This window comes from Marinobacter sp. NP-4(2019) (assembly GCF_003994855.1).
GTDB lineage: Bacteria > Pseudomonadota > Gammaproteobacteria > Pseudomonadales > Oleiphilaceae > Marinobacter.
This window is the reverse complement of sequence record NZ_CP034142.1, coordinates 2,950,744-2,972,138: the sequence shown is the minus strand read 5'-3', so window position 1 is coordinate 2,972,138 and position 21,395 is coordinate 2,950,744. Positions and strand designations below refer to the sequence as shown.

The window sequence follows — 21,395 nt, the reverse complement described above, 5'->3', positions numbered from 1 at the left end:
GTTTTGCCGCCTCTGGCCGTTAAGAGATTAGAAGCGAATATTCAGCCTTTCAGGAGGCAGCATCATGGCATCAATCACATCACTAGGCGCGGGCTCGGGCATATTCAGCGCAGACCTCGTTGAACAGTTAGTGAATGCTGAACGCAAGCCGGCAGAAATTCGTCTGGATCAGCGCCAGCAGGCCGCGCAGTCGAAGATTTCTGCATTTGGCGCGTTACGAAGCGCTCTTGAGGGCTTGCGTTCTCCAATGGAAAAGTTGAGCTCCCCGGAGGGGCTGCGAGCATTTACTGCTTCATCATCCAATGAAGCGGTGACTGGTGTTTCCATTGATCAGTCGGTGGTCAGTCGTGGTAGCTACAGTCTGGATGTGACTCAGTTGGCCCAGGCGCAGTCCCTGGCATCGGTAGAGTTTGCGGATCGTGATACGACTGAGGTGGGCACTGGCACACTGTCGCTGAATGTCGGTGGAGTTAACACAGATGTTGTGATCGACGGCAGCAATAATACTCTCGAAGGGGTGGCATCGGCGATCAACGATGCAAATGCGGGCGTTTCCGCGGGAATTGTTGATACCGGCACAGGATACCGTCTGGTGTTGTCCTCCGATGAGTCGGGCACCGCGAACGCCATCCAGGTGACAGTGTCTGGTGATGGCGATGGTTCAGATACAGACACAAATGGGCTGTCACGGTTTGCCTTTGACGGCACCACCTCCAACCTGACCGAGACGGTTCAGGCGAAGGACGCGATGCTTGAAGTAAACGGGATCGCTGTCACTCGCTCCAGCAATACGGTAGAGGGTGTAGTTGATGGGGTTACGTTTGATCTCAAATCCTTAGGGACTTCCTCTGTTACCGTTGACCGGGATCCTGATGCGGTAGCTGGTCGGGTTCAGGAGTTTGTCGACAAATTTAACGCCTTGCAGGATGTCATCAAGAGGCACTCGGGTTTCAATGCAGAGACCGGAAAGGGTGGTGTCCTTAGTGGCGATTCTACGATAAGGGGCATTCAGAGTGATCTGCGTAGCCTTCTGACAACGATCCCTGCAGGACTGGAGGATTCACCAGTTCGCATGCTTGCGGACGTTGGAATCAAGACAGATCCCAGTACCGGCAAGCTTGAGTTCGACCAGGCAGTGTTCAAAGAGCAGTTGGCGGCCGAACCTGCTGCCGTTACGGCGTTGTTTGCGGAGAAAGATGGCGTTGAGGGTGTCGCTGCTCGTACTCTGGATCGGCTGGATGACTTTCTTGCCGGCGACGGCGTGCTTTCGAACAGAACCGATGGGCTGAATGAGACACTCGGCAGGATTGATGATCAGAGAGAGCAGTTGGATCTGAGAATTCAATCGTATCGGGACAGGCTGGTCAGTCAGTTTTCGGCAGCAGATTCGTTGATTGCTCAACTGAACAGCACTGGCGACTATATCAGTCAGCAATTGGCCGCCATAGCTCCGAAGTCTGAATAGAACTAGGATTCCTCTGGAATATAGGTGATATATGAACGGTTTACAGGCCTATCAACGGGTTAACACCCAAACAAGTATTACCGATGCGGACCCTCACAAGCTGGTTCAGCTTTTATACAATGGTGCTCTTGAGCGTATTAACATGGCCAAGGCTCGTATGCAGGTGAAGGACTACGAAGGTAAGGGTAAGCTAATTTCCAAGGCCATCGAAATTATTGGTGGCCTGCGTGGATTTCTGGATTTCGAGAAAGGTGGAGATTTGGCTGCGCGATTGGGTGCTCTCTACGAATACATGGAGCGTACTTTATTCGAAGCGAACACCCAGAATAATGTCGCGAAACTGGACGAAGTCGCGGGCCTTCTCCGCTCAGTTAAAGAGGGCTGGGATGGCATCCGGGAAGAGGTGGTGAACCAGCAGGCTCAGGCTGTTGGTTGAATAGCCATTCCTCACGCACTCCCGTACAATACTGCCCTTATTTTCAACACATCCATTCTGTTCAGTCTGGAGCAAGGGCATGTCTGATATTAAAAAGGTGGTGCTGGCCTATTCCGGTGGCCTGGATACTTCCGTCATCGTTCGGTGGTTACAAGATACCTATAACTGTGAGGTGGTGACCTTCACTGCCGACATTGGCCAGGGCGAGGAAGTGGAACCGGCGCGTGAGAAGGCCAAGGCGCTGGGTGTTAAAGAAATCTACATCGAGGACCTGCGCGAGGAATTCGTGCGCGATTACGTGTTCCCGATGTTCCGTGCCAATACCATCTACGAAGGGGAGTACCTGCTGGGTACCTCCATCGCCCGTCCGCTGATTTCCCGTCGTCTGATCGAGATCGCCAATGAAACCGGTGCGGATGCCATTTCCCACGGCGCCACCGGTAAAGGTAACGATCAGGTGCGTTTCGAGCTGGGTGCCTACGCGCTGAAGCCGGGCGTGAAGGTGATTGCCCCTTGGCGTGAGTGGGATCTGAATTCCCGCGAGAAGCTGCTGGCCTACTGCGACGAGCGCAACATTCCGGTGGAGAAGAAGAAGGGCAAGTCCCCTTACTCCATGGATGCGAACCTGCTGCACATCTCCTATGAAGGCATCAACCTGGAAGATCCCTGGGCGGAAGCTGAGGAAGACATGTGGCGCTGGAGCGTGTCCCCGGAAGCAGCCCCGGACAAGCCAACCTATGTTGAGCTGACCTACAAACAGGGCGATATTGTTGCCATCGACGGTCAGGAAATGAAGCCTCACGTGGTGCTGGAAACCCTGAACAAGCTGGCGGGCGAGAACGGCATTGGCCGTCTGGACATTGTTGAGAACCGTTACGTGGGCATGAAGTCCCGCGGTTGTTACGAGACTCCGGGCGGCACCATCATGCTGCGCGCGCACCGGGCGATCGAGTCCATCACCCTGGACCGCGAAGTGGCCCACTTGAAGGACAGTATCATGCCCCGCTATGCGGAGGTGATCTACAACGGGTACTGGTGGTCACCGGAGCGCGAGGCGCTGCAGGCGCTGATCGACCAGACCCAGACCTACGTCAACGGTACCGTGCGCCTGAAGCTGTACAAGGGCAATGTGGATGTTGTTGGCCGTAAGTCCGATGACTCGCTGTTTGACGAGAAGATCGCCACCTTCGAGGAAGATCAGGGCGCTTATGACCAGAAGGACGCGGAAGGCTTTATCAAGCTGAATGCGTTGCGGTTGCGGATTGCTGCGGGGAAGGGGCGTAAGCTTTAAAAAGCCGGCCCCCTCTCCCCCGACCCCTCCCCCTCGAGGGGGAGGGGAGCTTATGGGTTAAGATAAGCGGGTATCACTATGTAGCCCCTCTCCCCCTGCGGGAGAGGGGTTGGGGAGAGGGGGAGATTAATACGACGCCCGGAACTCTCCGGGCGCTTTTGTTTTTTCCATTAAAAAGCCAGCTCAAATGAGCTGGCTTAAAAGCAATACTTAAGGAAAGAACGAAAGTGCCTGAAAAATTCGTTAATCCGATGGATCCGTCTCCCATACAGCGGCGGAGGTACTACCCGGCTCCTCCGCCATGGGGGATACTGCTTGAATCCACAATTTCATAGTAGGGCTTTCGAACTCTGAAGTCTGTTGGTGATGTGTGATGCTGTGTTACCGAGTGTGATGTCGGATTCAAACCTCCATCACCACCTCAGGCATGGTCTCCGTAAACCGCCGCGTCTCATACGCATCCACCAATCCGTGAACCGCTGCCTGCTCAACTTCCGACACAGAGGGCGTGCCGCATTGCGCATCGGATCTGCACAGCACCATGCCGGCTTCCACGGAGATGTAGCCGGCGGTGGTTTTCAGGGCCTTGTGGTTGATGCCCTCGAACACCCGACGGTACGTTGTGGTGGTGCAGTTCTCGCTGCGGGGGAAATAGGCCACGATGGCGTACTGGTTGTCACCCACCCGGCAGAGGGCATCCATCGGGCGGATCAGGTGGCTCAGGCGGCGGGCGATGCCAATGGCCAGCTCGCTCATCACCGACGGTGGGTGCTTGCGCTTGAGTTCCTGCCAGTTGCGGATGCCGCACAGCACATAGGCCGTTGAGCCATTGCGGGCTTCCGCGTGGCGAAGGGTTTTGGTCAGGCGTTCACGGGCGTACTTGTTGTTGCACAGCCCGGTTTCCAGATCGATGATGTTGGTTTCTTCCAGTTCGCGATTATTCTCGATCAGCAGCGAGTTGGCGCGCAGCAGGGTGTTCTGCCGGTCGGCCAGGCGATCGGCGGCAAACACACGGGGGATCAACTGCTTGGTCATGTCCGATTTGTAGATGAAATCGTCCACGCCCCGGTCAAAGGCCTCGGACAGGGCTTCCACGCTTTCACGGGCGGTGAGCAGGATCACATAGGTATAGTGATTGTTCTGTTCGTCCTGCTGGCGAACCCGGTCTGTCAGCTCCAGACCGTCCATCTCCGGCATCAGCCAGTCGGCAATCAACACACTGACCGGGCGCTGGTCCATCAGTTCGAGCGCGGCGGGTGCGTTGTTGGCCACACGTACGTCGCGATATCCGGCATTTCGCAAGGTGCGCCCAACCACCATACTGCTGAACTTTGCGTCGTCTACTACAAGAATGGGTAGGTCCAGATTTGGCATCGTTGTCTACTTCTTACCAGTCCATTGTCAGATGCGGTGCTGCCCGGGTCTTGGTATGCTTGGGCACCCCTGATTCACAAGGGCCCCAGTATAGCGTTTTGCGGGTGCCCGGATGTGGATAATTGTAAAACATGCGGACTTATGCACAGCGGCTTTCCAGAGGCGTGACCGCTTCCGCATTTTAGGGTGTTCTGCTGTGCGGGCCCGGGAATCATTGATAGCGGAGAGTCAGTAAGATGCCTTCATTTGATATTGTGTCTGAAATTGATATGCACGAAGTCACCAACGCGGTGGAGCAGGCCAAGCGGGAGCTGGGGAACCGTTGGGATTTCAAGAATGTGGAAGCGGATATTGAGCAAGATGACAAGGGCATTACCATCAGCGCCGAGCAGGAATTCCAACTGGAGCAGCTGATGGACATGCTGCGGATGGCGTTCGCCAAGCGCAACATCGATAGCCGCGCCCTGGCCGAGGATGGCGAGAGCAAGGCTGGCAAGCTGGTCAAGCAACACCTGCTGCTGAAGCAGGGCATCGAAACCGATATGGCGAAGAAAATCGTCAAGATGATCAAGGATGCCAAGCTCAAAGTGCAGGCCAGTATCCAGGGCGACAAGGTTCGGGTGACCGGCAAGAAGCGGGATGACCTGCAGACCGCCATTGCCATGCTGAAAGAAGCCGAACTGGATATCCCCCTGCAGTTCAACAACTTCCGCGACTGACCCGGAGGCCGCACCATCTTATCCGGTACCCGCCTGGCACTGCTCAGGGATACGCTCTACACCTATACCCGCTGGCAGGTCATTGCCCTGTTGTTTCTCGGGTTCTCCGCTGGCCTGCCGTTTCTGCTGGTGTTTTCCACCCTGAACGCGCGGCTGGCGGATGTGGGTGTGGAAACCGCCACCATCGGCTTCTTCAGTTGGCTGGGCATTACCTATTCCATCAAGGTGTTCTGGGCCCCGGTGGTGGACCGGTTGAAGTTGCCGTTACTGGACCGGTTACTGGGCAAACGCCGCAGCTGGATCCTGCTGGCTCAGTCCGGTATTGCGACGGGGCTGTACCTGATGGCCCATGTGGATGCCATCGCCGCCCCGGAAATGATGGCTCTGTGTGGTCTGCTGGTGGCGTTTTCATCCGCCACCCAGGATGTGGCGATCGATGCCTACCGCATCGAGATCGCTGAAGAGCGGCTGCAGGCGGCCCTGGCGGCTACCTATATTTTCGGGTATCGGCTGGCTTTGCTGGTGGCCGGTGCCGGTGCCTTGTACCTGGCCGAATTCTGGTCCTGGCAGGTGTCCTACGAGATGATGGCGCTGCTGGTGGGGGTTGGTGCGGTCACGGTTCTGATCGTACGGGAACCGGCGGTGAACCACTTCGCCGCCGCCCAGGACATTGCCCACAAGATCGAACAGGAAGCCAACAAACGTGCTCACCTGAACCCCCGGTTGGCCCGTCTGGTCGGATGGTTCTACGCCGCTGTGGCCGGGCCGTTTCTGGATTTCTTCCGCCGCTATAAAGAGCTGGCGCTGCTGATTCTGTTGATGGTGGCGGTGTATCGCATCTCTGACATCGCCATGGGGGTGATGGCCAACCCGTTCTATCTGGATTTCATGGGCTTCTCCAAAACCCAGGTGGCGGATGTGACCAAGATCTTCGGCTTCTTCATGACCATCGCCGGCTCATTGGTGGGTGGTGTCATGGTGGTGCGCTACGGTGTGCGCCGTATCCTGTTGCTTGGGGCAATAATGACCGCCGCGACTAATCTGTTGTTTGTCGTGCTGGCCCAGTACCCGCCCAATATCATCACCCTGGCCGCAGTGGTCAGTGCCGATAACCTGAGCGGCGGCATCGCCAATGTGGCGCTGATCGCCTGGCTTTCCAGCATGACCAGCGCATCCTTCACTGCCACGCAGTACGCCCTGTTCAGCTCCCTGATGACCCTGCCAGGCAAGTTCATCGGCGGCTTCTCCGGCATCGTGGTGGCGGACTTCGGATACGCGCAGTTCTTCCTGGTCGCCGGCTTCATGGGCGTCCCCGCCATCCTCCTGGCCGTCTACATGATCCGCCAGGGTGAACGTCTGGATGCTTTAGCGCCCAGGAACGAAGAGGCCGAGGGGGTGCCCGAGCCCCGGTGAACTATGGGGGCTGGATTAACTGTGGTTGTCGGATTACGCTGCGCTAATCCGACCTACAAATACCATCGCCACTTCGTGCCCCGTAGGTCGGATTAGGCCCAAAGGGCCGTAATCCGACAAAATTTGCCGGTCCACCCCGTAGGTCGGATTTACCGGTGAACGGCACAATGAGCGTAGCGTAATCCGACAAACCCCTGACTAACCTCAGAGACCAATCCATGCCCGAGCCAACAAAAGAGCAAAGAATCTGGCAGGTTGTTGCGGCAATACCACCCGGATCCGTTGCCAGCTACGGCCAAGTCGCTGACATGGCCGGCCTTGGGCGCCAGGCCCGCTTCGTAGGGCGCGCCCTGGGCAAGTTACCGGCTGGCCATTCGATCCCTTGGTACCGCGTCATCCGCAGTTCCGGCCAGATTGCCTTTCCCCAGGGCTCCGAAGCTTACGAGACTCAGGTTTTCCACCTGCGTGAAGAAGGTGTGGAGGTCCTCAACGGACGGGTAGCCATGCGCCGATTCCAGTGGCGGCCATGAGGTTGGTGCATGGGGAAGGCTATGGCAATGTTCGCGTCTGCAGGTATATTTGTCGGATTACGGCTTCGCCTATTCCGACCTACATGAATGGTTGCCAGTGCGGTAGGTTGGATTAGGCCCAAAGGGCCGTAATCCAACACAAGCAGGCGAAGCGCCAAAATCCAGGTCCCTGTAGGTCGGATTAGGCGAAGCCGTAATCCGACACAGAAAAATCACCCAAACATACAAGGACGTATGATGAACTACAGAAGAAGCCGCGTGCTGGGCGGCACCTATTTCTTTACGGTCGTTACCGCTAACCGCGCTCCCATTTTTCAATCTACAGCTGCCGTCTCCTGCTTGCGGGAATCTGTTCGATCGGTCCAACGGCGTTACCCATTTTCCATTGATGCCATGGTCGTTCTCCCTGACCACATTCACTGCATCTGGTCACTGCCCGATGGGGACGCTGAATACTCCCGGCGTTGGCGGTTAATAAAGACTGGGCTCACCAAGCGTGTGCAGGATATCCCTGGATTGACACGGCGGGTTTCGGGGTCAATTTGGCAGAAACGGTTCTGGGAGCATATGGTTCGGGATGATCTGGACTTCGAGAGGCATGTTGATTACATCCACTTTAATCCGGTGAAGCACGGTTACGTCTCGCGTGCTTGGGATTGGCCGTATTCGAGTTTTCATCGATATGTTCGGGAAGGTGTTTTGCCAGTGGATTGGGCGGTGAGTGAGGCGGCGTTGGAGGGGGTAGGTAGGGAGTAGTTTGTTGGATTACGGCTTTGCCTAATCCAACCTACGATGGGCTGTGGTGGTATTCGGGGCGTTGGGTGTCGGATTACGGCCCTTTGGGCCTAATCCGACCTACGGTGCTGATCCGACCTACTGGTGGCCGTTCTCGTAGGTCGGATTAGCGCAGCGTAATCCGACAGCAAGCTCCGGCAACCATAGAGGTGTGAATCGGTTCCGGGGTGGGGGTACCTTTTCTGCAGGAACAAAGGTGTCTGAGCGCAGCGAGTTCTTTTTCCGAAAGAAAAGGTACCCCCACCCCGGGACCAGCCCCCTTAACCAGAGGGCTACCCCAGTGAGCAAGGAAATCAGAGCCGCAAAGCCCCATCCACCTCGATCATCCGGCCGGACATGTAGTCATTCTCAAAGATGAACGCTGCAGCGGAAGCAATCTCCTCCGGCTTGCCCATGCGTTTGAGGGGGATGCCGGCGGTCATTTTCTCCAGGGCTTCCGGCTTCATGGAGGCGGTCATTTCTGTCTCGATGAATCCCGGGGCAATGCCCATGCAGCGGATGCCATAGCGGGCCAGTTCCTTTGCCCAAACCGGGACCAGCGCCGATACGCCGGCCTTGGCGGCGGAGTAGTTGCTCTGGCCCATGTTGCCGGCGCGGGAGATGGAGGCGATGTTGATGATGACGCCCTGATCACCGTTCTTGATCATTTGGGTCGCGGCTTCACGGCCGCACAGGAAGACGCCGGTAAGATTGACGTCGATTACCGCCTGCCATTGGGCCAGTTCCATGCGCTTTTCGATCTGGCCGTCTTTTACCTTGACCATCAGACCGTCACGGAGGATGCCGGCGTTGTTGATCAGGCCGTTCAGCTGGCCGAAGTCAGAGACGATAGCGGCGAAGGTTTTTTCCACCTCCTCCTCGTTGGCGACGTTGCAAACGTAGACTTTGGCTTCGCTGCCGGCTTTTTTGCAGGCTTCGGCGGCTTCTTCCAGTTTTTCCGGCATCAGGTCGATCAGTGCCAGTTTTGCACCTTTGCCCGCCAGGTATTCGGCCATGGCGCGGCCAAGACCCTGGCCACCGCCGGTGATTGCTATTACGGAATCTTGAAGTTTCATGTTTTGCCCTAACTAAGTTCTACAGTGGTTTACGTTTTCTGTGTGCCCGAATGGTTTTTGTTGGTGCGCGGAGTATATCAGAGAGTGTTTGGCGTGGACGTTATGTCGTGTCGGGTTAGCGAAGCGTAACCCGACAGGAGCCGATACCGAGGAGGCCCTTTTGTCCGTGTTCCTGTTTCTTTTTATTGTCATGCCCATTGCCGAGATGGCGGTGCTGATCAAGGTCGGTGGCATGATCGGGGTGTTGAATACCATCGGGCTGGTCCTGTTAACGGCGGTGGTTGGTGCCTGGCTGTTGCGTCAGCAGGGGCTGGCGACGTTGTTGCGGGCGAACCAGCGGCTGAACAGTGGGGAACTGCCGGCCAAGGAGGTAGCCGAGGGGCTGGTGCTGGCGGTTGGTGGTGCGCTGCTGCTGACGCCGGGCTTTATCACTGACACGATCGGATTCCTCTGCCTGATTCCCGGTACGCGACACTGGTTTGTCGCCCAGGTACTTAAGCGGCTGGTGGTGTCCAGTCAGACCCGTAGCTTTCACTTCCAGGCTGGCAGCGGTCAGGGGCCGTTTGGTAACGGTGAGAACCCCTTTGGTCGGCAACGTCCGTTCGACCGGGACGACAATGGCGACATCATTGATGGTGAGTATCGGGACGAAACCGAACGGGACCACGATCGCATCGAAAAAAAGTAAAAAAATTTCTATCGCGGGTGTTGAAAATACCTACCGCCTACCCCAAATAGAAGACACAAGTTCGCTGCGGGCTGATAACAGTTGGAATACAGCTAGTTAATAGCCGGGCAATTTGTCGGATTACGCGTTGCTAATCCGACCTACGACAACGGTTGGACCGTGCATTGCTAATCCGGCAGGTAACAGCAGTCGGATTACGCTTCGCTAGTCCGACTTACAACAGCAAATGTCATTGCCACATTAATCTGACTATTGGAGAAACCGAGCAATGAAAATTCGTCCGCTACACGATCGTGTTGTCGTGCGCCGTAAGGAAGAAGAAGAGAAAACCGCAGGTGGCATCGTGCTGCCGGGTAATGCCAAAGAGAAGCCATCCCAGGGTGAGGTGATCGCCGTTGGTAATGGCCGGGTTCTCGATAATGGCGAAACCCGTGCTCTGGCGGTCAAGGTGGGTGACACCGTGGTTTTCGGTCAGTACGCCGGTAATACCGTAAAGGTTGACGGTGAAGAGCTCCTGATTATGAGCGAGAACGACATCTACGGCGTGCTTGAGTGATCGCGGAAGCGACCGGCACGAACTCTCATTATTCCGATTGATTCAACGATTTCGGTTTAACGAACAGGAATAGAAGACATGGCAGCAAAAGACGTTAGATTCGGCGACAGCGCGCGCAAGCGCATGGTTGAAGGCGTTAACATCCTGGCGGACGCGGTCAAGGTAACGCTGGGCCCGAAAGGCCGCAATGTGGTTCTGGAAAAGTCCTTTGGCGCGCCGACCGTCACTAAAGACGGTGTGTCCGTAGCCAAGGAAATCGAACTGCATGACAAGTTCGAGAACATGGGCGCCCAGATGGTCAAGGAAGTGGCTTCCCAGACTAATGACAGCGCCGGTGACGGTACTACCACTGCGACTGTTCTGGCTCAGGCGATTGTTCGCGAAGGTATCAAGGCGGTCTCTGCGGGCATGAACCCGATGGATCTGAAGCGCGGCATCGACAAGGGCACCATCGCAGCCGTTCAGGCCATTCGTGATCTGGCCAAGCCGTGTGATGACAACCGCAACATCGCCCAGGTGGGCACCATCTCCGCCAACGGCGACGAGAGCATCGGCAAGATCATCGCCGACGCCATGGAGCGTGTGGGCAAGGAAGGTGTTATCACCGTTGAGGAAGGCCGCGGCCTGGAAGACGAACTGGACGTGGTTGAAGGTATGCAGTTCGACCGCGGCTACCTGTCTCCGTACTTCATCAACAACCAGGACAACATGTCCGTAGAGTTGGAAGACCCGTACATCCTGCTGGTTGACAAGAAAGTTTCCAACATCCGTGAGCTGCTCCCGGTGCTGGAAGCCGTCGCCAAGGCTGGCAAGCCGCTGATGATCATCGCCGAGGACATCGAAGGCGAAGCGCTGGCCACACTGGTGGTCAACAACATGCGCGGTATCGTCAAGGTTGCCGCTGTGAAGGCGCCTGGCTTTGGTGATCGTCGTAAGGAAATGCTGCAGGATATCGCCATCCTGACCGGTGGTACCGTGATTTCCGAAGAAGTGGGTCTGACTCTGGAGAACACTACTCTGGACGACCTGGGTACTGCCAAGCGCATCAATATCACCAAGGAAAACACCACGGTGATCAACGGCGCCGGCGCTGAAGCGGACATTGAAGCTCGCGTTGAGCAGATCCGCAAGCAGATCGAAGACAGCTCTTCCGATTACGACAAGGAGAAGCTGCAGGAGCGCGTGGCCAAGCTGGCTGGCGGTGTTGCCGTGGTCAAGATTGGCGCTGGCTCCGAAGTGGAAATGAAGGAGAAGAAGGCCCGCGTTGAAGACGCACTGCACTCGACCCGCGCTGCGGTAGAGGAAGGTGTTGTTGCCGGTGGTGGTGTTACCCTGATCCGTGCCATTGCGGCGCTGGACAAGGTTGATGCTATCAACGAGGAGCAGAAAGCGGGTGTCAACATCCTGCGTCGTGCGATGGAAGCGCCGCTGCGCCAGATCGTACAGAACGCCGGTGGCGAGCCTTCTGTTGTCGTCAACAACATTCGTGCGGGCGAGGGCAGCTACGGCTATAACGCCGCCACGGAAGAGTATGGCGACATGCTGGAAATGGGTATCCTGGATCCCGCCAAGGTGACCCGCTCCGCGCTGCAGGCTGCGGCTTCCGTTGCTTCCCTGATTATCACCACCGAAGCCATGGTGGCGGATGAGCCGGAAGACGAGAAAGCCGGCGGCGGCATGCCGGACATGGGTGGCATGGGCGGAATGGGAGGCATGGGCGGCATGATGTAAGCCTCCCGTAACCTCTCTCCGCAAGCCGGAGACCCGAAAAACCCGCGTGGGAAGCCTGCGCGGGTTTTTTTGTGTCTCGCTGGTGACGGCATGATTTGACAAGAAAAACCTTTGCCTTTGTGCAATTGTTTCATGACCTGTCATATTCCCTTTGCTAGACTCGGCAACCGGTCCATTTTTAACGTGTCGCTGAATGTCTGAATCCGCAACCGCATCTTTTATTCGCCCCGGCAAAGTCGTGTTGCTTTTGCTGATCGGGCTGCTTGTCTATGGGGTGGCACTGGTTATCTGGATACCTGCCGGATGGGTCTGGCGTCAGGCATCGCCCCACATTACGCTTCCTCCCCAGGTGCAGGTACAGCAGGTGTCTGGTACTGTCTGGCATGGTGTCGCCGGTGTGGTTGTTGCCGGGTACCCGGTTCGTGCCAGTTGGGAGCTGGACTGGCCTTCGGTTACCTCCATGCAATGGCCATTGCAGGTATCAGTTGCCACGTCGCAGTCGCAACTGAACGGTGATGTCGTTGTCGGCTGGCCGGGCAATGTGAATCTGGATGCGCGAGGCCGGGTGGCCGTCTCGGAATTTGAGGATCTGATTCGCCAGAGTGGCGGCGCCATGATTGAAGGCGATGTCACGATTGACCGCCTGCGGGTTGTCTGGGAGGACAATCGCCTGGCGGATGCCCGGGGCTATGGCCGCTGGGGCGGCGGGCCAGTCACCTGGCCAATGGGAAATCAGACGGGACGGGCCGACTTTCCACCGATGGAGGCGAACCTGGATACGACGGGCAACGGCATAGCCCTGACCGTACAGGAGCAGGGTGGTCAGGGACCGGCTGCGGACGCCAGCATTCAGTGGAACGGAATGATGGAGTTGCGCGTGTACAAGCGCATGATTGATCTGGCGGACCAGCCCTGGTCGGGTTCGGCTCAGCCCGACGATGTCGTGTTCCGTGTCCGGCAGCCGTTGCTGCCCGGAGGGTTCTGATGGCGGCGCTCTCATTTGAACGGCAAGCCCGTATCGCCAGATTGCTGGCCAACCTGGTTCTGGTGGCCTTGGTGGTGTACAGCGGTATAACCCTGGCACGGGTCACCTGGCTGGTACTCTGGAATGAACCGGTGGTTGTCAGTGCCGGAGTGGATGGTGTGGGGCGCGATGGTCGGCAAGCGTCCCTGAATACGCCGATATCCAGTTACGAGCTGTTCGGTCGCCCCCAGGGGGAGGAGCGGGTGGCTGAGGTAATTCGTCGTTCAGCGCCGGAGACCGGCCTGAAATTACGGCTGGAAGGGGTGTTGCTGGCGGAGCGCCCGGAAGACTCAGGTGCTATAGTTGCTGGAAGTAACGGCGAAACCGAACATTATCGGGTGGGTGACGCGCTCCCGGGGAACGCCGAATTGGCAGAAGTGGAAGAGGGCCGTATCCTGATCCGCCGAAACGGGCGGTATGAATCCCTGGCCTTTGAAGAGCAGGTCAGCAGTGATTCGCTGGTTGCGGAGGAGCCACCGGAAGCGGCAGAATCGTCTCCCGACGAGTTTATCGCCAACGCTCGGGATCAGTTGGAAAGTCAGGGCGCGGCGGCACTGGCAGCCTACGGACTGTCACCCGCGGATGAATCCGGCGCGGGAGGCTATGTGTATGACGGTTCCAATGCCATGCTCAATGCCGTCAATCTGCAAGCCGGAGACGTGATAACCGCCATTAATGGACAGCGTCTGGGTGATATTGAACAGGACAAAGCGTTGTTGGACAGTTGGCGCACGGAGCCTCAGCTGGAAATTGAAATTGAACGGGACGGTTCCACCCTGACCGTGAGTTATGCCATACCCGAGCAGTGGCGCTGACCGGGTTCATCGATAACAGGACGAAATCGCCAGATGTATAACCATAAGACAAATCTGTTTCGGGCCATCGCACTGGTCCTCCTGATGCCCCTGATGTCCCTTGCCTATGGACAGGAAGAGACCTGGCGCCTGAACCTCAAGGACGCGGATATCCGGGCGTTTGTCACCCAGGTGGCGGATATTACAGGCTACAGTTTTGTGGTGGATCCCAGGGTCAAGGGCAAGGTGACGGTGTTGTCCAGTGCGCCCATGAACAAGGACGAAATCTACGACCTGTTCCTGGCGGTATTGCAGGTGCATGGCTTTACCGCAATCCCGGGGGAAGAGGTGATCAAGGTGGTCCAGCAGGTGGACGCCAAGCAGTCGGCTGAATCCCTGGAGCGCTTCACCGAAACCCCCTCCGAACAACTGATTACCCGGGTCATCCAGATTGATAATGCCAACGCCCTGGAACTGGTACCCATCCTGCGGCCCCTGGTCGCAAAATATGGTCACCTGGCGGGCGTGGCGGCTGCCAATGCCCTGATAGTGAGTGACCATTCCGCGAACATCCGTCGCATTGAGCAGATTGTTCGGGAACTGGATAGCCCCTCCAAGTACGAAGTGGAAGTGATCCAGTTGAAAGAGGCCTGGGTCGGTGACCTGGTGGAACTGCTCAAGGAACTGGCGCCCGATGAGTTGGGGCAGGCCAACGGTGAGCGTGTTGCCCGCAAGTACAGTGTCACTGCCGACGAGCGCAGCAACCGCCTTATTCTGCGGGGCGATGAAACCTTCCGTGACAAGATGCGGGGCCTGATTCGTAAGCTGGACCAGCCTTCTGCCAGTGGCGGCACAATTAAAGTGATACGCCTGAAGCATGCCGACGCCGCGGACCTTTCCGAACTGCTCAAAGGCGTGATGGGTGAGCTTGCCGAGGAAACAGCCGGGGGAGGTTCTGGTTCCGCCCAGTCTGGCGCTCGTCGCAGTACCGGTTTTTCCGTGTTTGCCGATGAAGGGCTGAATGCCCTGGTCGTCCGCGGTGAGCCTTCCATGATGCAGGAAGCGGAACAGGTTGTGGCGCAGTTAGACGTGCGTCGGGCCCAGGTCATGATCGAGGCGGCCATTGTCGAAATCAGTGACGAACTGGGCCAGGACCTGGGTGTTCAGGTAGCCGTGGGCGATGAGTCTGGCGAGTCGACGCCGGTTGCCGGTACCAATTTTGGCAACGTGGGTCGTAGCCTGGGCGATGTGCTGGGTGCGATTGTTAACGACTCCATCATTGCGCCTGCCACCGGCGGTATTACTGTGGGTGCGGGTGAGCGGGATGAGGACGGCTTGAGCTGGGGTGTTCTGCTGCAGGCGCTGTCGACCTCCGCGGCGGCCAACCTACTGTCGACACCCAGTATCATCACCTTGGATAACCAGGAATCAGAGATTATCGTCGGCCAGAATGTGCCCTTCAGAACCGGCCAGTCCACAGTCACCGGTGATGGCACCACCAACCCCTTTACCACTATTGAGCGCCGCGACATCGGTCTGACCCTGAAAGTCACGCCGACCATCAGCGCCGACGGCCTGGTGCGCCTGGTGGTGGAGCAGACCACCGAAGATATCGCGGAAAGTGTCGCGGACGCCTCGGATATTGTAACCAGCAAGCGTGAGATCAAAACCACGGTGTTGGCGGATGATGGCGAAACCATCGTGCTCGGTGGCCTGATGAAGGATGATCTGCAAATCAACCGCAGCAAGGTGCCCCTGCTGGGTGATATCCCGTTGCTTGGCCGGTTGTTCTCCTCGGAGTCCGAGCGCCGCATCAAGCGCAACCTGCTGGTGTTCCTGCGCCCGAAGATCCTTTTGGACAAGGCCGACTCCGTGGCTATGACGTCCGAGAAGTATAACGGTTTGTGGGAAGTGAACCTGGGTGTACGAAAGAAACTCGGGTTGCCTGAACCTGAACAGCGGCCTGATATCGATATCCTGTTCAACCCCGGCCCGGATCGGATCCAGTAATCGCCTCAGGCTGGCAGTGGCGGCATCGGGCAATCCAACTGATCCGCCACCAGTCTCATCATTTCATATTCTGTGACATCCACTCGGCCGTCGTGGGTCACACAGTGGCCGGCTGCATCGATGATGGCCGGCTTCAGCAGGGGAGAGAGCTGGTTCAGGGTTGCCAGTGCCTGCTGTAGCTCTTTTAGCGATACCCTTGTCTGTAGCGTTCCTGCTTCGCTTTGGCTGGCAAAACCGGCCATGGCTTCCTGGTATAGATTCTCCGCTTCGTCTCCGATGCGGGCACCTGCCCTGGCTTGCAGGCTCATAAGGCACTTCAGCGCAGGTAGCACGGCTTTATAACTGCGGTACCGTACTGGCACCACCCGCGCGGACTCAGGCATTAGATGGCGTTTTAGGAAGCTGCTCATGGCCAATTCAAACAGGGTGACTTTCCGGTCGGTACCAATCAGCTGTCGTACGGCGGTATGAAGTCCATCCCTCTCTTCCGGATCGAGTTTCCGTAATGCCGGCATGGCCAGTTCCAGTGCGGGGAAACGGATCGCGGCGCCGAGTCGTTCGACGGCGGGCAGCAGCTTGTCCAGAATGTCCCGTTGGGGGCTGAGTAACGGGTGGCGGGCAATCTGCGCCAGTGCGTTGTCCTGCTCGTTACGGGGCAGGGTGTGAATCAGCAGGGCGTAGCAGAGCTGGACAGCGCCGGCGCGGGTGTAGAGCAGGTTGCGGAAGGTCTGGGGAATCTGCGCGAGCAGGGCGACGGCGTAGTCTTCGCCGCCACTGGTTACGGTGCCCACACTGCCGGAGAATCCGGCTGCCGGTTTTCCGGAACTCTGTTGCATACCGGCAAAGCCGGAGATATTGGCAGGGCGTGTTGTTGGCTGGCTGCGGGGCAGATCTGTTGAAGGTTCGGTATCCCTGAAGCGGCTGCGCAGGCGCGCCAGCATGCCGGGTTGGATGGCCTGGATGCGGTCCTCCACCGGCGGATGCGATGCCAGCAGCGATGACAGTTTCATGCGGGCACTTTCACCAAAACACATGTGGTTCATATCGCTGGCATGGCTGGTGGTGTCCAGATAACCTCCTTTCAGCCCGATCTTGAATAACGCGCCGGCTATGCCTTCCGGGTTACGGGTGAACTGGACCGCAGAGGCATCCGCAAGAGTCTCCCGCTGGCGGGAGACAGCGGCCTGGATCAATCGTCCGAAAAACACACCGATGTAACCGATCACCAGCAGCGCGAGACCAATCAGGCCCATGGCAGCCTGCCCGCGGCCATCCCGTGACCGGGAGGAATAGGTTGAGCGGTGGAATGAAGCGCGGACCAGGAAACCACCGATCTGGCCCAGCATCAGGATGCCGGCCAGGATGGCAATCAGCCTCACGTTCAGTCGCATGTCGCCATTGAGGATGTGACTGAACTCGTGCCCCACCACACCCTGAAGCTCGTCCCGGCTAAGCTGGGTCAGTGCTCCGTGGGTGACCACCATCACGGCCTCGCCCGGTGTGTAGCCGGCGACAAAGGCGTTGATGCCGGTCTCATGATCCATGACGTATAGCTGAGGTACGTTAACCCCGCTGGCGATGGCCATTTCTTCGACGATGTTTCGCAATTTGCGTTCACCGGCATCCCGGGTGTCCGGATCAATTTCGCGAGCGCCGACCATCTTAGCCACGCGTTCGCCACCGCCGGCCAGGTCCACCCAACGTATCAGTGAACCCAGGACGATCAGGATGATCACCGTGCCGGCCGTCATCGCGCCATGACGGCTGAGTAGCCAATTCTGGAACGCCAGTCCGGACGACTCGCTGCGGGTGACAAAGTAGCCCACAAGGCAGACCGCCAGAGTGATGAGGATTACGGCGATCAGGAACAGGGCAACCAGCAGTGTGGTATTGCGCCGGGCACTGGCCTGGCGCTGGAAAAAACCGGGATGAGCCATGGACAACGGCCTCAGAAGGCCACTTTGGGCGCCCGGCGGGCCTCGGGAGATTCGAGTTCAAGCTGGGCTGTTGGCTTGAAGGCGAACAGTCCGGCGATCACGTTGTTGGGGAACTGCTCCCGGAAGATGTTGTAACCCATCACTCCGTCGTTGTAGGCCTGGCGGGCAAAGGCCACCCGGTTCTCCGTGCTGGACAGCTCTTCCATCAGTTGTTGGACGGTCTCGTTGGCTTTCAGCTCCGGGTAGTTCTCGGAGACGGCGTAGAAGTTGGCCAGGGCCTTGGTCAGCAGATTTTCCGCCGAACCCAGCCGTTGCATACGGGTGCTTTCGCCGGGGTCGCTGGCGGCGTCTTTCTGGGCGCTGACCGCATTGTTGCGGGCTTCCATCACGGCCGTCAGTGTATTGCTTTCATGTGCCATGTAGGCTTTGGTGGACTCCACCAGATTGGGGATCAGATCATGGCGGCGCTGAAGCTGCACATCAATCTGGGCAAACCCGTTCTTGAACTGATTACGAAGAGACACCAACTGGTTATAGATGTACACCAGATAGAATACTGCAACCGCAATAACGATTAATCCAATGATGGTGGTTCCCATGGCAACTCCTTGAAACGGGTGGGGACAATTCGGACCTCGGGGTCTGATGATCAGGCGTTATTTTCAACTATTTTCTGGTGAAAGCCAGCCACGAAGGTCTCAAAATCATCAGGTAGTAGAGGCTTGCTGAAGAAGTAACCCTGCGCCAGCTTGCAGCCGCGCTGGGTCAGGTAGTATTCCTGCTCGGCGGTTTCGACCCCTTCTGCCACCACTGACAGATTCAGGCTCCGGCCCAGGTCGATGATGGTATTGGCAATGCGGGTGTCGTCTTCGTTCACCAGCAGATCCCGGATGAACTGTTTGTCGATTTTCAGGTGCTGCACCGGCATGCGCTTCAGGTAGGTCAGTGAGGAATAGCCGGTGCCAAAGTCGTCCACCGCGATGCCGATCCCCGCGTTGTGAAGCCGGTGGAGTTTTTCAACTGCATCCTCAAGGTTGGTCATGAAACTGGTTTCCGTGACTTCGAGTTCCAGGCGACCGGCTGGAATTTTGTGTCGTTCCAAGGTGTCTAGGATGTCATCAACAATGGTGTCCCGGCGTAACTGCACAGCCGACAGGTTGATGGCAATACGCAGGGGCATGCCATCGGCCGCCCAGCGTGCGGCCTGGCAGCATGCCTGGTCCAGAACCCACTGTCCGATCTCGACAATGCTGCCGTTGACCTCGGTAATCGGAATAAAGAGATCCGGTGGCACCAGGCCCCTGACCGGGTGATCCCAACGTATAAGGGCTTCCGCACCAATAATCCGACGGCTTTCCAGGTTAATCTGGGGTTGATACACCAGATGGAATTCGTGGTTTGCCAACGCCTTTGACAGTTCCTTCTCCAACTGCTTTCGCTCACGGATCTCCCGGTCGATACTGGCGACATAAAACTGAAAGTGGCTGTCGCCACTCTGTTTGGCCAGGGCCATGGTCTGTTCCGCGCACTGCAGCAGCCGGTCAGCCTTGGCGGCGTCATTCGGGAACATGGCGATGCCCAGGGTAGCGGTCATGGCGACGGTCTGGCCATCCAGGATCACCGGTTGATTGATGCAGTCCAGAATATGTTCGGCGGTATCCGCGGCCTGGTACCCGTCCCGCAGGCCTTTCTCGACCACAACAAACTGGTCGCTTCCCAGGCGAGCAATGGTAAACCGATGACTGCCGAGTTGCTGCATCAGGCGATCCGCGATGGTTTGCAGGATAAGGTCGCCGGTACTGAACCCACATTGTTCATTCACGGACTTGAAGTCATCAATGCCGCAGACCATCAGGGACAAGGTATTCTTTCTGGTCTCCGATTCCTCTATGTCTGCCTTGAGCAGATCCATAAACGTCTCTCGGCTGGGCAGGCCGGTCAGTTGATCGTAGCGGGATAACCGGTTAACGCGATCTTCCGCTTCACGGTGGCGTTTCTGGGTGTCGCCGATGGAAGCCAACAGGTTATTGGTGGCATTGACCCAGAGGCCCAGTTCATCGGCCTGATGGCCCTGAGGGAGTGTTAGCAGGCGGTCGTCCGGGTGTTCGGGGTTGACCTGTTTTACGGAATGGACGATGCGTAGCAGCGGCCGTGTCACTAGCAGGTGGAAAACCACATACAGGGCCATCCCAAGAATGACCGCCGTAGCGATACCGGAGATAAATGTAACGGCAGCGCGTTCAAGCCAGGTCCGTGCTGCAGGGGCGGTGTCATAGTGGACTTCCAGGTAGCCGTAGATGGTATCCGGGCTACCGGGGCGCGACAGTGATTGCCTGTATTCCCGCTCCGGACTGAAGATAGGATCGGTAATGGGCCGGAACGGGTTTTGTTGCAGTGGCCGGTTGCCGGACCCCAGGGGCTCGCCATCCGGATGCGTGATGCTGGCCTGATGCATGGCTTCCTGCTCGAAAAGCCCATCCACGACTTGTTGAGCCAGCTCTGAGTCGATACTGAAGACGGCCTGGGTGGCTGCGTCATGAACCAGTGCGATGGTTTGAACCGCGTGATCGTCAAGCGCGCGGGACACACGGCTGACATCCAGGGCAACCTGAATGGCGCTGATAATGATGCCACTGATCAGTGCGACACCTAATACCCATCGTAGGACCCGGTAACTCAGGCGATGTTCTACCTCAAAGCTGTTTTGCATGAAGGCTCGTTATCATCCGTTACGTCAGGATCAGCTCCCGTTCTGTCGGTTGGGCGCCGGATCGACTGCGATTTGTTATTGTTCAGTATGGTCCATATTTGTGCCGCTGCACCCAGTATCGGCGATTTTTGCAAAGTTTTCAGGGGGGGCGCTGTGTCAATTTGTAAGGTTTTTTAGAGCACAAACGAAAAACGCCCGCTGAGCAGCGGGCGTTTTTCTGTGCCGTACTGAATCAGCACGGTTTCGGGAGCTGTATTACGCCAGGTTTTCGTTAACGAAATCCCAGTTTACCAGCTTCCAGAATGCTTCCAGGTAGTTCGGACGGGAGTTGCGGTAATCGATATAGTACGCGTGCTCCCAGACGTCAACGGTCAGAACCGGCTTGTCGGCACCGGTCAGCGGCGTTTCCGCGTTGCTGGTATTGACGATAGCAACGCTGCCGTCAGCCTTCTTCACCAGCCAGGTCCAGCCGGAACCGAAGTTGTTGGCAGCCTTGTCATTGAACTCTTTCTTGAACTCTTCGAAAGAGCCAAACGCCTTGTTGATGGCATCCGCGGCTGCGCCGGTTGGCTCACCGCCACCATTGGGGCTCATGCAGTGCCAGTAGAACGTGTGGTTCCAAACCTGAGCGGCGTTGTTGAACAGTGGGCCGCTGGCGCTTTTGATGATGTCTTCAAGTGACTTGTTGGCGTTGTCCGTACCTTCAACCAGGCCGTTCAGCTTGGTCACGTAGGTGTTGTGGTGTTTGCCGTAATGGTATTCGAGTGTTTCCTGAGAGATGTGTGGTTCCAGTGCGTTTTTTTCGTACGGTAGTGCGGGAAGTTCAAATGCCATGAGGTCGTTCTCCCTGGTTCTCTCTGTTTATGT

At 57.3% G+C, this 21,395-nt stretch carries 19 protein-coding genes; 13 read left to right on the top strand and 6 right to left on the bottom strand.

What is annotated here, in order from left to right; translation table 11 throughout:
* Window positions 1-64 precede the first annotated feature (64 nt).
* The 3 genes from fliD to EHN06_RS13540 all read left to right on the top strand — a co-directional run bounded on the left by fliD (window position 65) and on the right by EHN06_RS13540 (window position 3,192).
* Window positions 65-1,465 (top strand): flagellar filament capping protein FliD, encoded by a 1,401-nt coding sequence (gene fliD, locus EHN06_RS13550; RefSeq protein WP_127333073.1) that lies wholly within the window; start codon window positions 65-67, stop codon window positions 1,463-1,465.
* Window positions 1,466-1,496: 31 nt separating this feature from the next.
* On the top strand, window positions 1,497-1,901 hold the full coding sequence (fliS, locus tag EHN06_RS13545; protein WP_127333072.1) for a flagellar export chaperone FliS: 405 nt from the start codon (window positions 1,497-1,499) through the stop codon (window positions 1,899-1,901).
* 79 nt (window positions 1,902-1,980) lie between these two features.
* Entirely contained in the window at window positions 1,981-3,192 is a 1,212-nt protein-coding gene (locus EHN06_RS13540; RefSeq protein ID WP_127333071.1) for an argininosuccinate synthase, read from the top strand.
* A 402-nt stretch (window positions 3,193-3,594) separates the two neighbouring features.
* Here EHN06_RS13540 and EHN06_RS13535 read toward each other — a convergent pair whose 3' ends face one another.
* Window positions 3,595-4,566 carry a response regulator gene (locus EHN06_RS13535; RefSeq protein ID WP_127333070.1) on the bottom strand — a complete coding sequence of 324 codons (972 nt, stop codon included), beginning with the start codon at window positions 4,564-4,566 and terminating at the stop codon, window positions 3,595-3,597.
* Between the two features lie 236 nt (window positions 4,567-4,802).
* Here EHN06_RS13535 and EHN06_RS13530 point away from each other — a divergent pair, with 236 nt between their 5' ends.
* From EHN06_RS13530 to EHN06_RS13515, 4 genes are all read left to right on the top strand, one after another.
* Window positions 4,803-5,285, top strand: a complete 483-nt coding sequence (locus tag EHN06_RS13530) for a YajQ family cyclic di-GMP-binding protein (RefSeq protein ID WP_127333069.1) — start codon at window positions 4,803-4,805, stop codon at window positions 5,283-5,285.
* 90 nt (window positions 5,286-5,375) lie between these two features.
* Window positions 5,376-6,698: an AmpG family muropeptide MFS transporter gene (locus tag EHN06_RS13525; RefSeq protein ID WP_206075661.1), complete on the top strand. Its 1,323-nt coding sequence runs from the start codon at window positions 5,376-5,378 to the stop codon at window positions 6,696-6,698.
* A gap of 218 nt (window positions 6,699-6,916) precedes the next feature.
* Complete coding sequence (locus tag EHN06_RS13520) at window positions 6,917-7,228, top strand: MGMT family protein (protein WP_127333067.1); 312 nt, start codon at window positions 6,917-6,919, stop codon at window positions 7,226-7,228.
* A 234-nt stretch (window positions 7,229-7,462) separates the two neighbouring features.
* On the top strand, window positions 7,463-7,984 hold the full coding sequence (locus EHN06_RS13515) for an REP-associated tyrosine transposase (protein ID WP_127333066.1): 522 nt from the start codon (window positions 7,463-7,465) through the stop codon (window positions 7,982-7,984).
* 332 nt (window positions 7,985-8,316) lie between these two features.
* On the opposite strand, the gene EHN06_RS13510 is transcribed toward EHN06_RS13515, so the two are convergent.
* Window positions 8,317-9,078 carry an SDR family oxidoreductase gene (locus EHN06_RS13510; RefSeq protein ID WP_127333065.1) on the bottom strand — a complete coding sequence of 254 codons (762 nt, stop codon included), beginning with the start codon at window positions 9,076-9,078 and terminating at the stop codon, window positions 8,317-8,319.
* Window positions 9,079-9,238: 160 nt separating this feature from the next.
* On the opposite strand from EHN06_RS13510, the gene EHN06_RS13505 reads away from it, so the two are divergent.
* From EHN06_RS13505 to gspD, 6 genes are all read left to right on the top strand, one after another.
* A complete protein-coding gene (locus tag EHN06_RS13505) occupies window positions 9,239-9,766 on the top strand; it encodes an FxsA family protein (protein ID WP_127333064.1) in 528 nt (175 codons plus the stop codon).
* Window positions 9,767-10,034: 268 nt separating this feature from the next.
* Window positions 10,035-10,322 (top strand): co-chaperone GroES, encoded by a 288-nt coding sequence (gene groES / locus EHN06_RS13500; RefSeq protein ID WP_127333063.1) that lies wholly within the window; start codon window positions 10,035-10,037, stop codon window positions 10,320-10,322.
* 78 nt (window positions 10,323-10,400) lie between these two features.
* Window positions 10,401-12,053 carry a chaperonin GroEL gene (gene groL / locus EHN06_RS13495; RefSeq protein ID WP_127333062.1) on the top strand — a complete coding sequence of 551 codons (1,653 nt, stop codon included), beginning with the start codon at window positions 10,401-10,403 and terminating at the stop codon, window positions 12,051-12,053.
* A 193-nt stretch (window positions 12,054-12,246) separates the two neighbouring features.
* Window positions 12,247-13,038 (top strand): type II secretion system protein N, encoded by a 792-nt coding sequence (gene gspN / locus EHN06_RS13490; protein WP_127333061.1) that lies wholly within the window; start codon window positions 12,247-12,249, stop codon window positions 13,036-13,038.
* Window positions 13,038-13,892 (top strand): type II secretion system protein N, encoded by an 855-nt coding sequence (locus EHN06_RS13485; protein ID WP_127333060.1) that lies wholly within the window; start codon window positions 13,038-13,040, stop codon window positions 13,890-13,892. The genes gspN and EHN06_RS13485 overlap by 1 nt, the downstream gene beginning before the upstream one ends.
* Window positions 13,893-13,925: 33 nt before the next feature.
* Window positions 13,926-15,881, top strand: a complete 1,956-nt coding sequence (gspD, locus tag EHN06_RS13480; protein WP_127333059.1) for a type II secretion system secretin GspD — start codon at window positions 13,926-13,928, stop codon at window positions 15,879-15,881.
* 5 nt (window positions 15,882-15,886) lie between these two features.
* On the opposite strand, the gene EHN06_RS13475 is transcribed toward gspD, so the two are convergent.
* From EHN06_RS13475 to sodB, 4 genes are all read right to left on the bottom strand, one after another.
* Complete coding sequence (locus tag EHN06_RS13475) at window positions 15,887-17,818, bottom strand: M48 family metallopeptidase (RefSeq protein ID WP_127333058.1); 1,932 nt, start codon at window positions 17,816-17,818, stop codon at window positions 15,887-15,889.
* Between the two features lie 11 nt (window positions 17,819-17,829).
* Complete coding sequence (locus EHN06_RS13470) at window positions 17,830-18,417, bottom strand: LemA family protein (protein ID WP_127333057.1); 588 nt, start codon at window positions 18,415-18,417, stop codon at window positions 17,830-17,832.
* A gap of 50 nt (window positions 18,418-18,467) precedes the next feature.
* Complete coding sequence (locus EHN06_RS13465) at window positions 18,468-20,528, bottom strand: putative bifunctional diguanylate cyclase/phosphodiesterase (RefSeq protein WP_127333056.1); 2,061 nt, start codon at window positions 20,526-20,528, stop codon at window positions 18,468-18,470.
* A 255-nt stretch (window positions 20,529-20,783) separates the two neighbouring features.
* Window positions 20,784-21,362 carry a superoxide dismutase [Fe] gene (sodB, locus tag EHN06_RS13460; RefSeq protein ID WP_127333055.1) on the bottom strand — a complete coding sequence of 193 codons (579 nt, stop codon included), beginning with the start codon at window positions 21,360-21,362 and terminating at the stop codon, window positions 20,784-20,786.
* Window positions 21,363-21,395 lie beyond the last annotated feature (33 nt).

Bases quoted from the DNA above. Each gene is read 5' to 3' on its own strand.
- gspD (WP_127333059.1), top strand. From the start codon at position 13,926: ATGTATAACCATAAGACAAATCTGTTTCGGGCCATCGCACTGGTCCTC.
- fliS (WP_127333072.1), top strand. From the start codon at position 1,497: ATGAACGGTTTACAGGCCTATCAACGGGTTAACACCCAAACAAGTATT.
- EHN06_RS13535 (WP_127333070.1), bottom strand. From the start codon at position 4,566: ATGCCAAATCTGGACCTACCCATTCTTGTAGTAGACGACGCAAAGTTC.
- EHN06_RS13470 (WP_127333057.1), bottom strand. From the start codon at position 18,417: ATGGGAACCACCATCATTGGATTAATCGTTATTGCGGTTGCAGTATTC.
- sodB (WP_127333055.1), bottom strand. From the start codon at position 21,362: ATGGCATTTGAACTTCCCGCACTACCGTACGAAAAAAACGCACTGGAA.
- EHN06_RS13530 (WP_127333069.1), top strand. From the start codon at position 4,803: ATGCCTTCATTTGATATTGTGTCTGAAATTGATATGCACGAAGTCACC.
- EHN06_RS13520 (WP_127333067.1), top strand. From the start codon at position 6,917: ATGCCCGAGCCAACAAAAGAGCAAAGAATCTGGCAGGTTGTTGCGGCA.
- groES (WP_127333063.1), top strand. From the start codon at position 10,035: ATGAAAATTCGTCCGCTACACGATCGTGTTGTCGTGCGCCGTAAGGAA.
- EHN06_RS13515 (WP_127333066.1), top strand. From the start codon at position 7,463: ATGATGAACTACAGAAGAAGCCGCGTGCTGGGCGGCACCTATTTCTTT.
- EHN06_RS13510 (WP_127333065.1), bottom strand. From the start codon at position 9,078: ATGAAACTTCAAGATTCCGTAATAGCAATCACCGGCGGTGGCCAGGGT.
- EHN06_RS13485 (WP_127333060.1), top strand. From the start codon at position 13,038: ATGGCGGCGCTCTCATTTGAACGGCAAGCCCGTATCGCCAGATTGCTG.
- groL (WP_127333062.1), top strand. From the start codon at position 10,401: ATGGCAGCAAAAGACGTTAGATTCGGCGACAGCGCGCGCAAGCGCATG.
- gspN (WP_127333061.1), top strand. From the start codon at position 12,247: ATGTCTGAATCCGCAACCGCATCTTTTATTCGCCCCGGCAAAGTCGTG.
- EHN06_RS13475 (WP_127333058.1), bottom strand. From the start codon at position 17,818: ATGGCTCATCCCGGTTTTTTCCAGCGCCAGGCCAGTGCCCGGCGCAAT.
- EHN06_RS13465 (WP_127333056.1), bottom strand. From the start codon at position 20,528: ATGCAAAACAGCTTTGAGGTAGAACATCGCCTGAGTTACCGGGTCCTA.
- fliD (WP_127333073.1), top strand. From the start codon at position 65: ATGGCATCAATCACATCACTAGGCGCGGGCTCGGGCATATTCAGCGCA.
- EHN06_RS13540 (WP_127333071.1), top strand. From the start codon at position 1,981: ATGTCTGATATTAAAAAGGTGGTGCTGGCCTATTCCGGTGGCCTGGAT.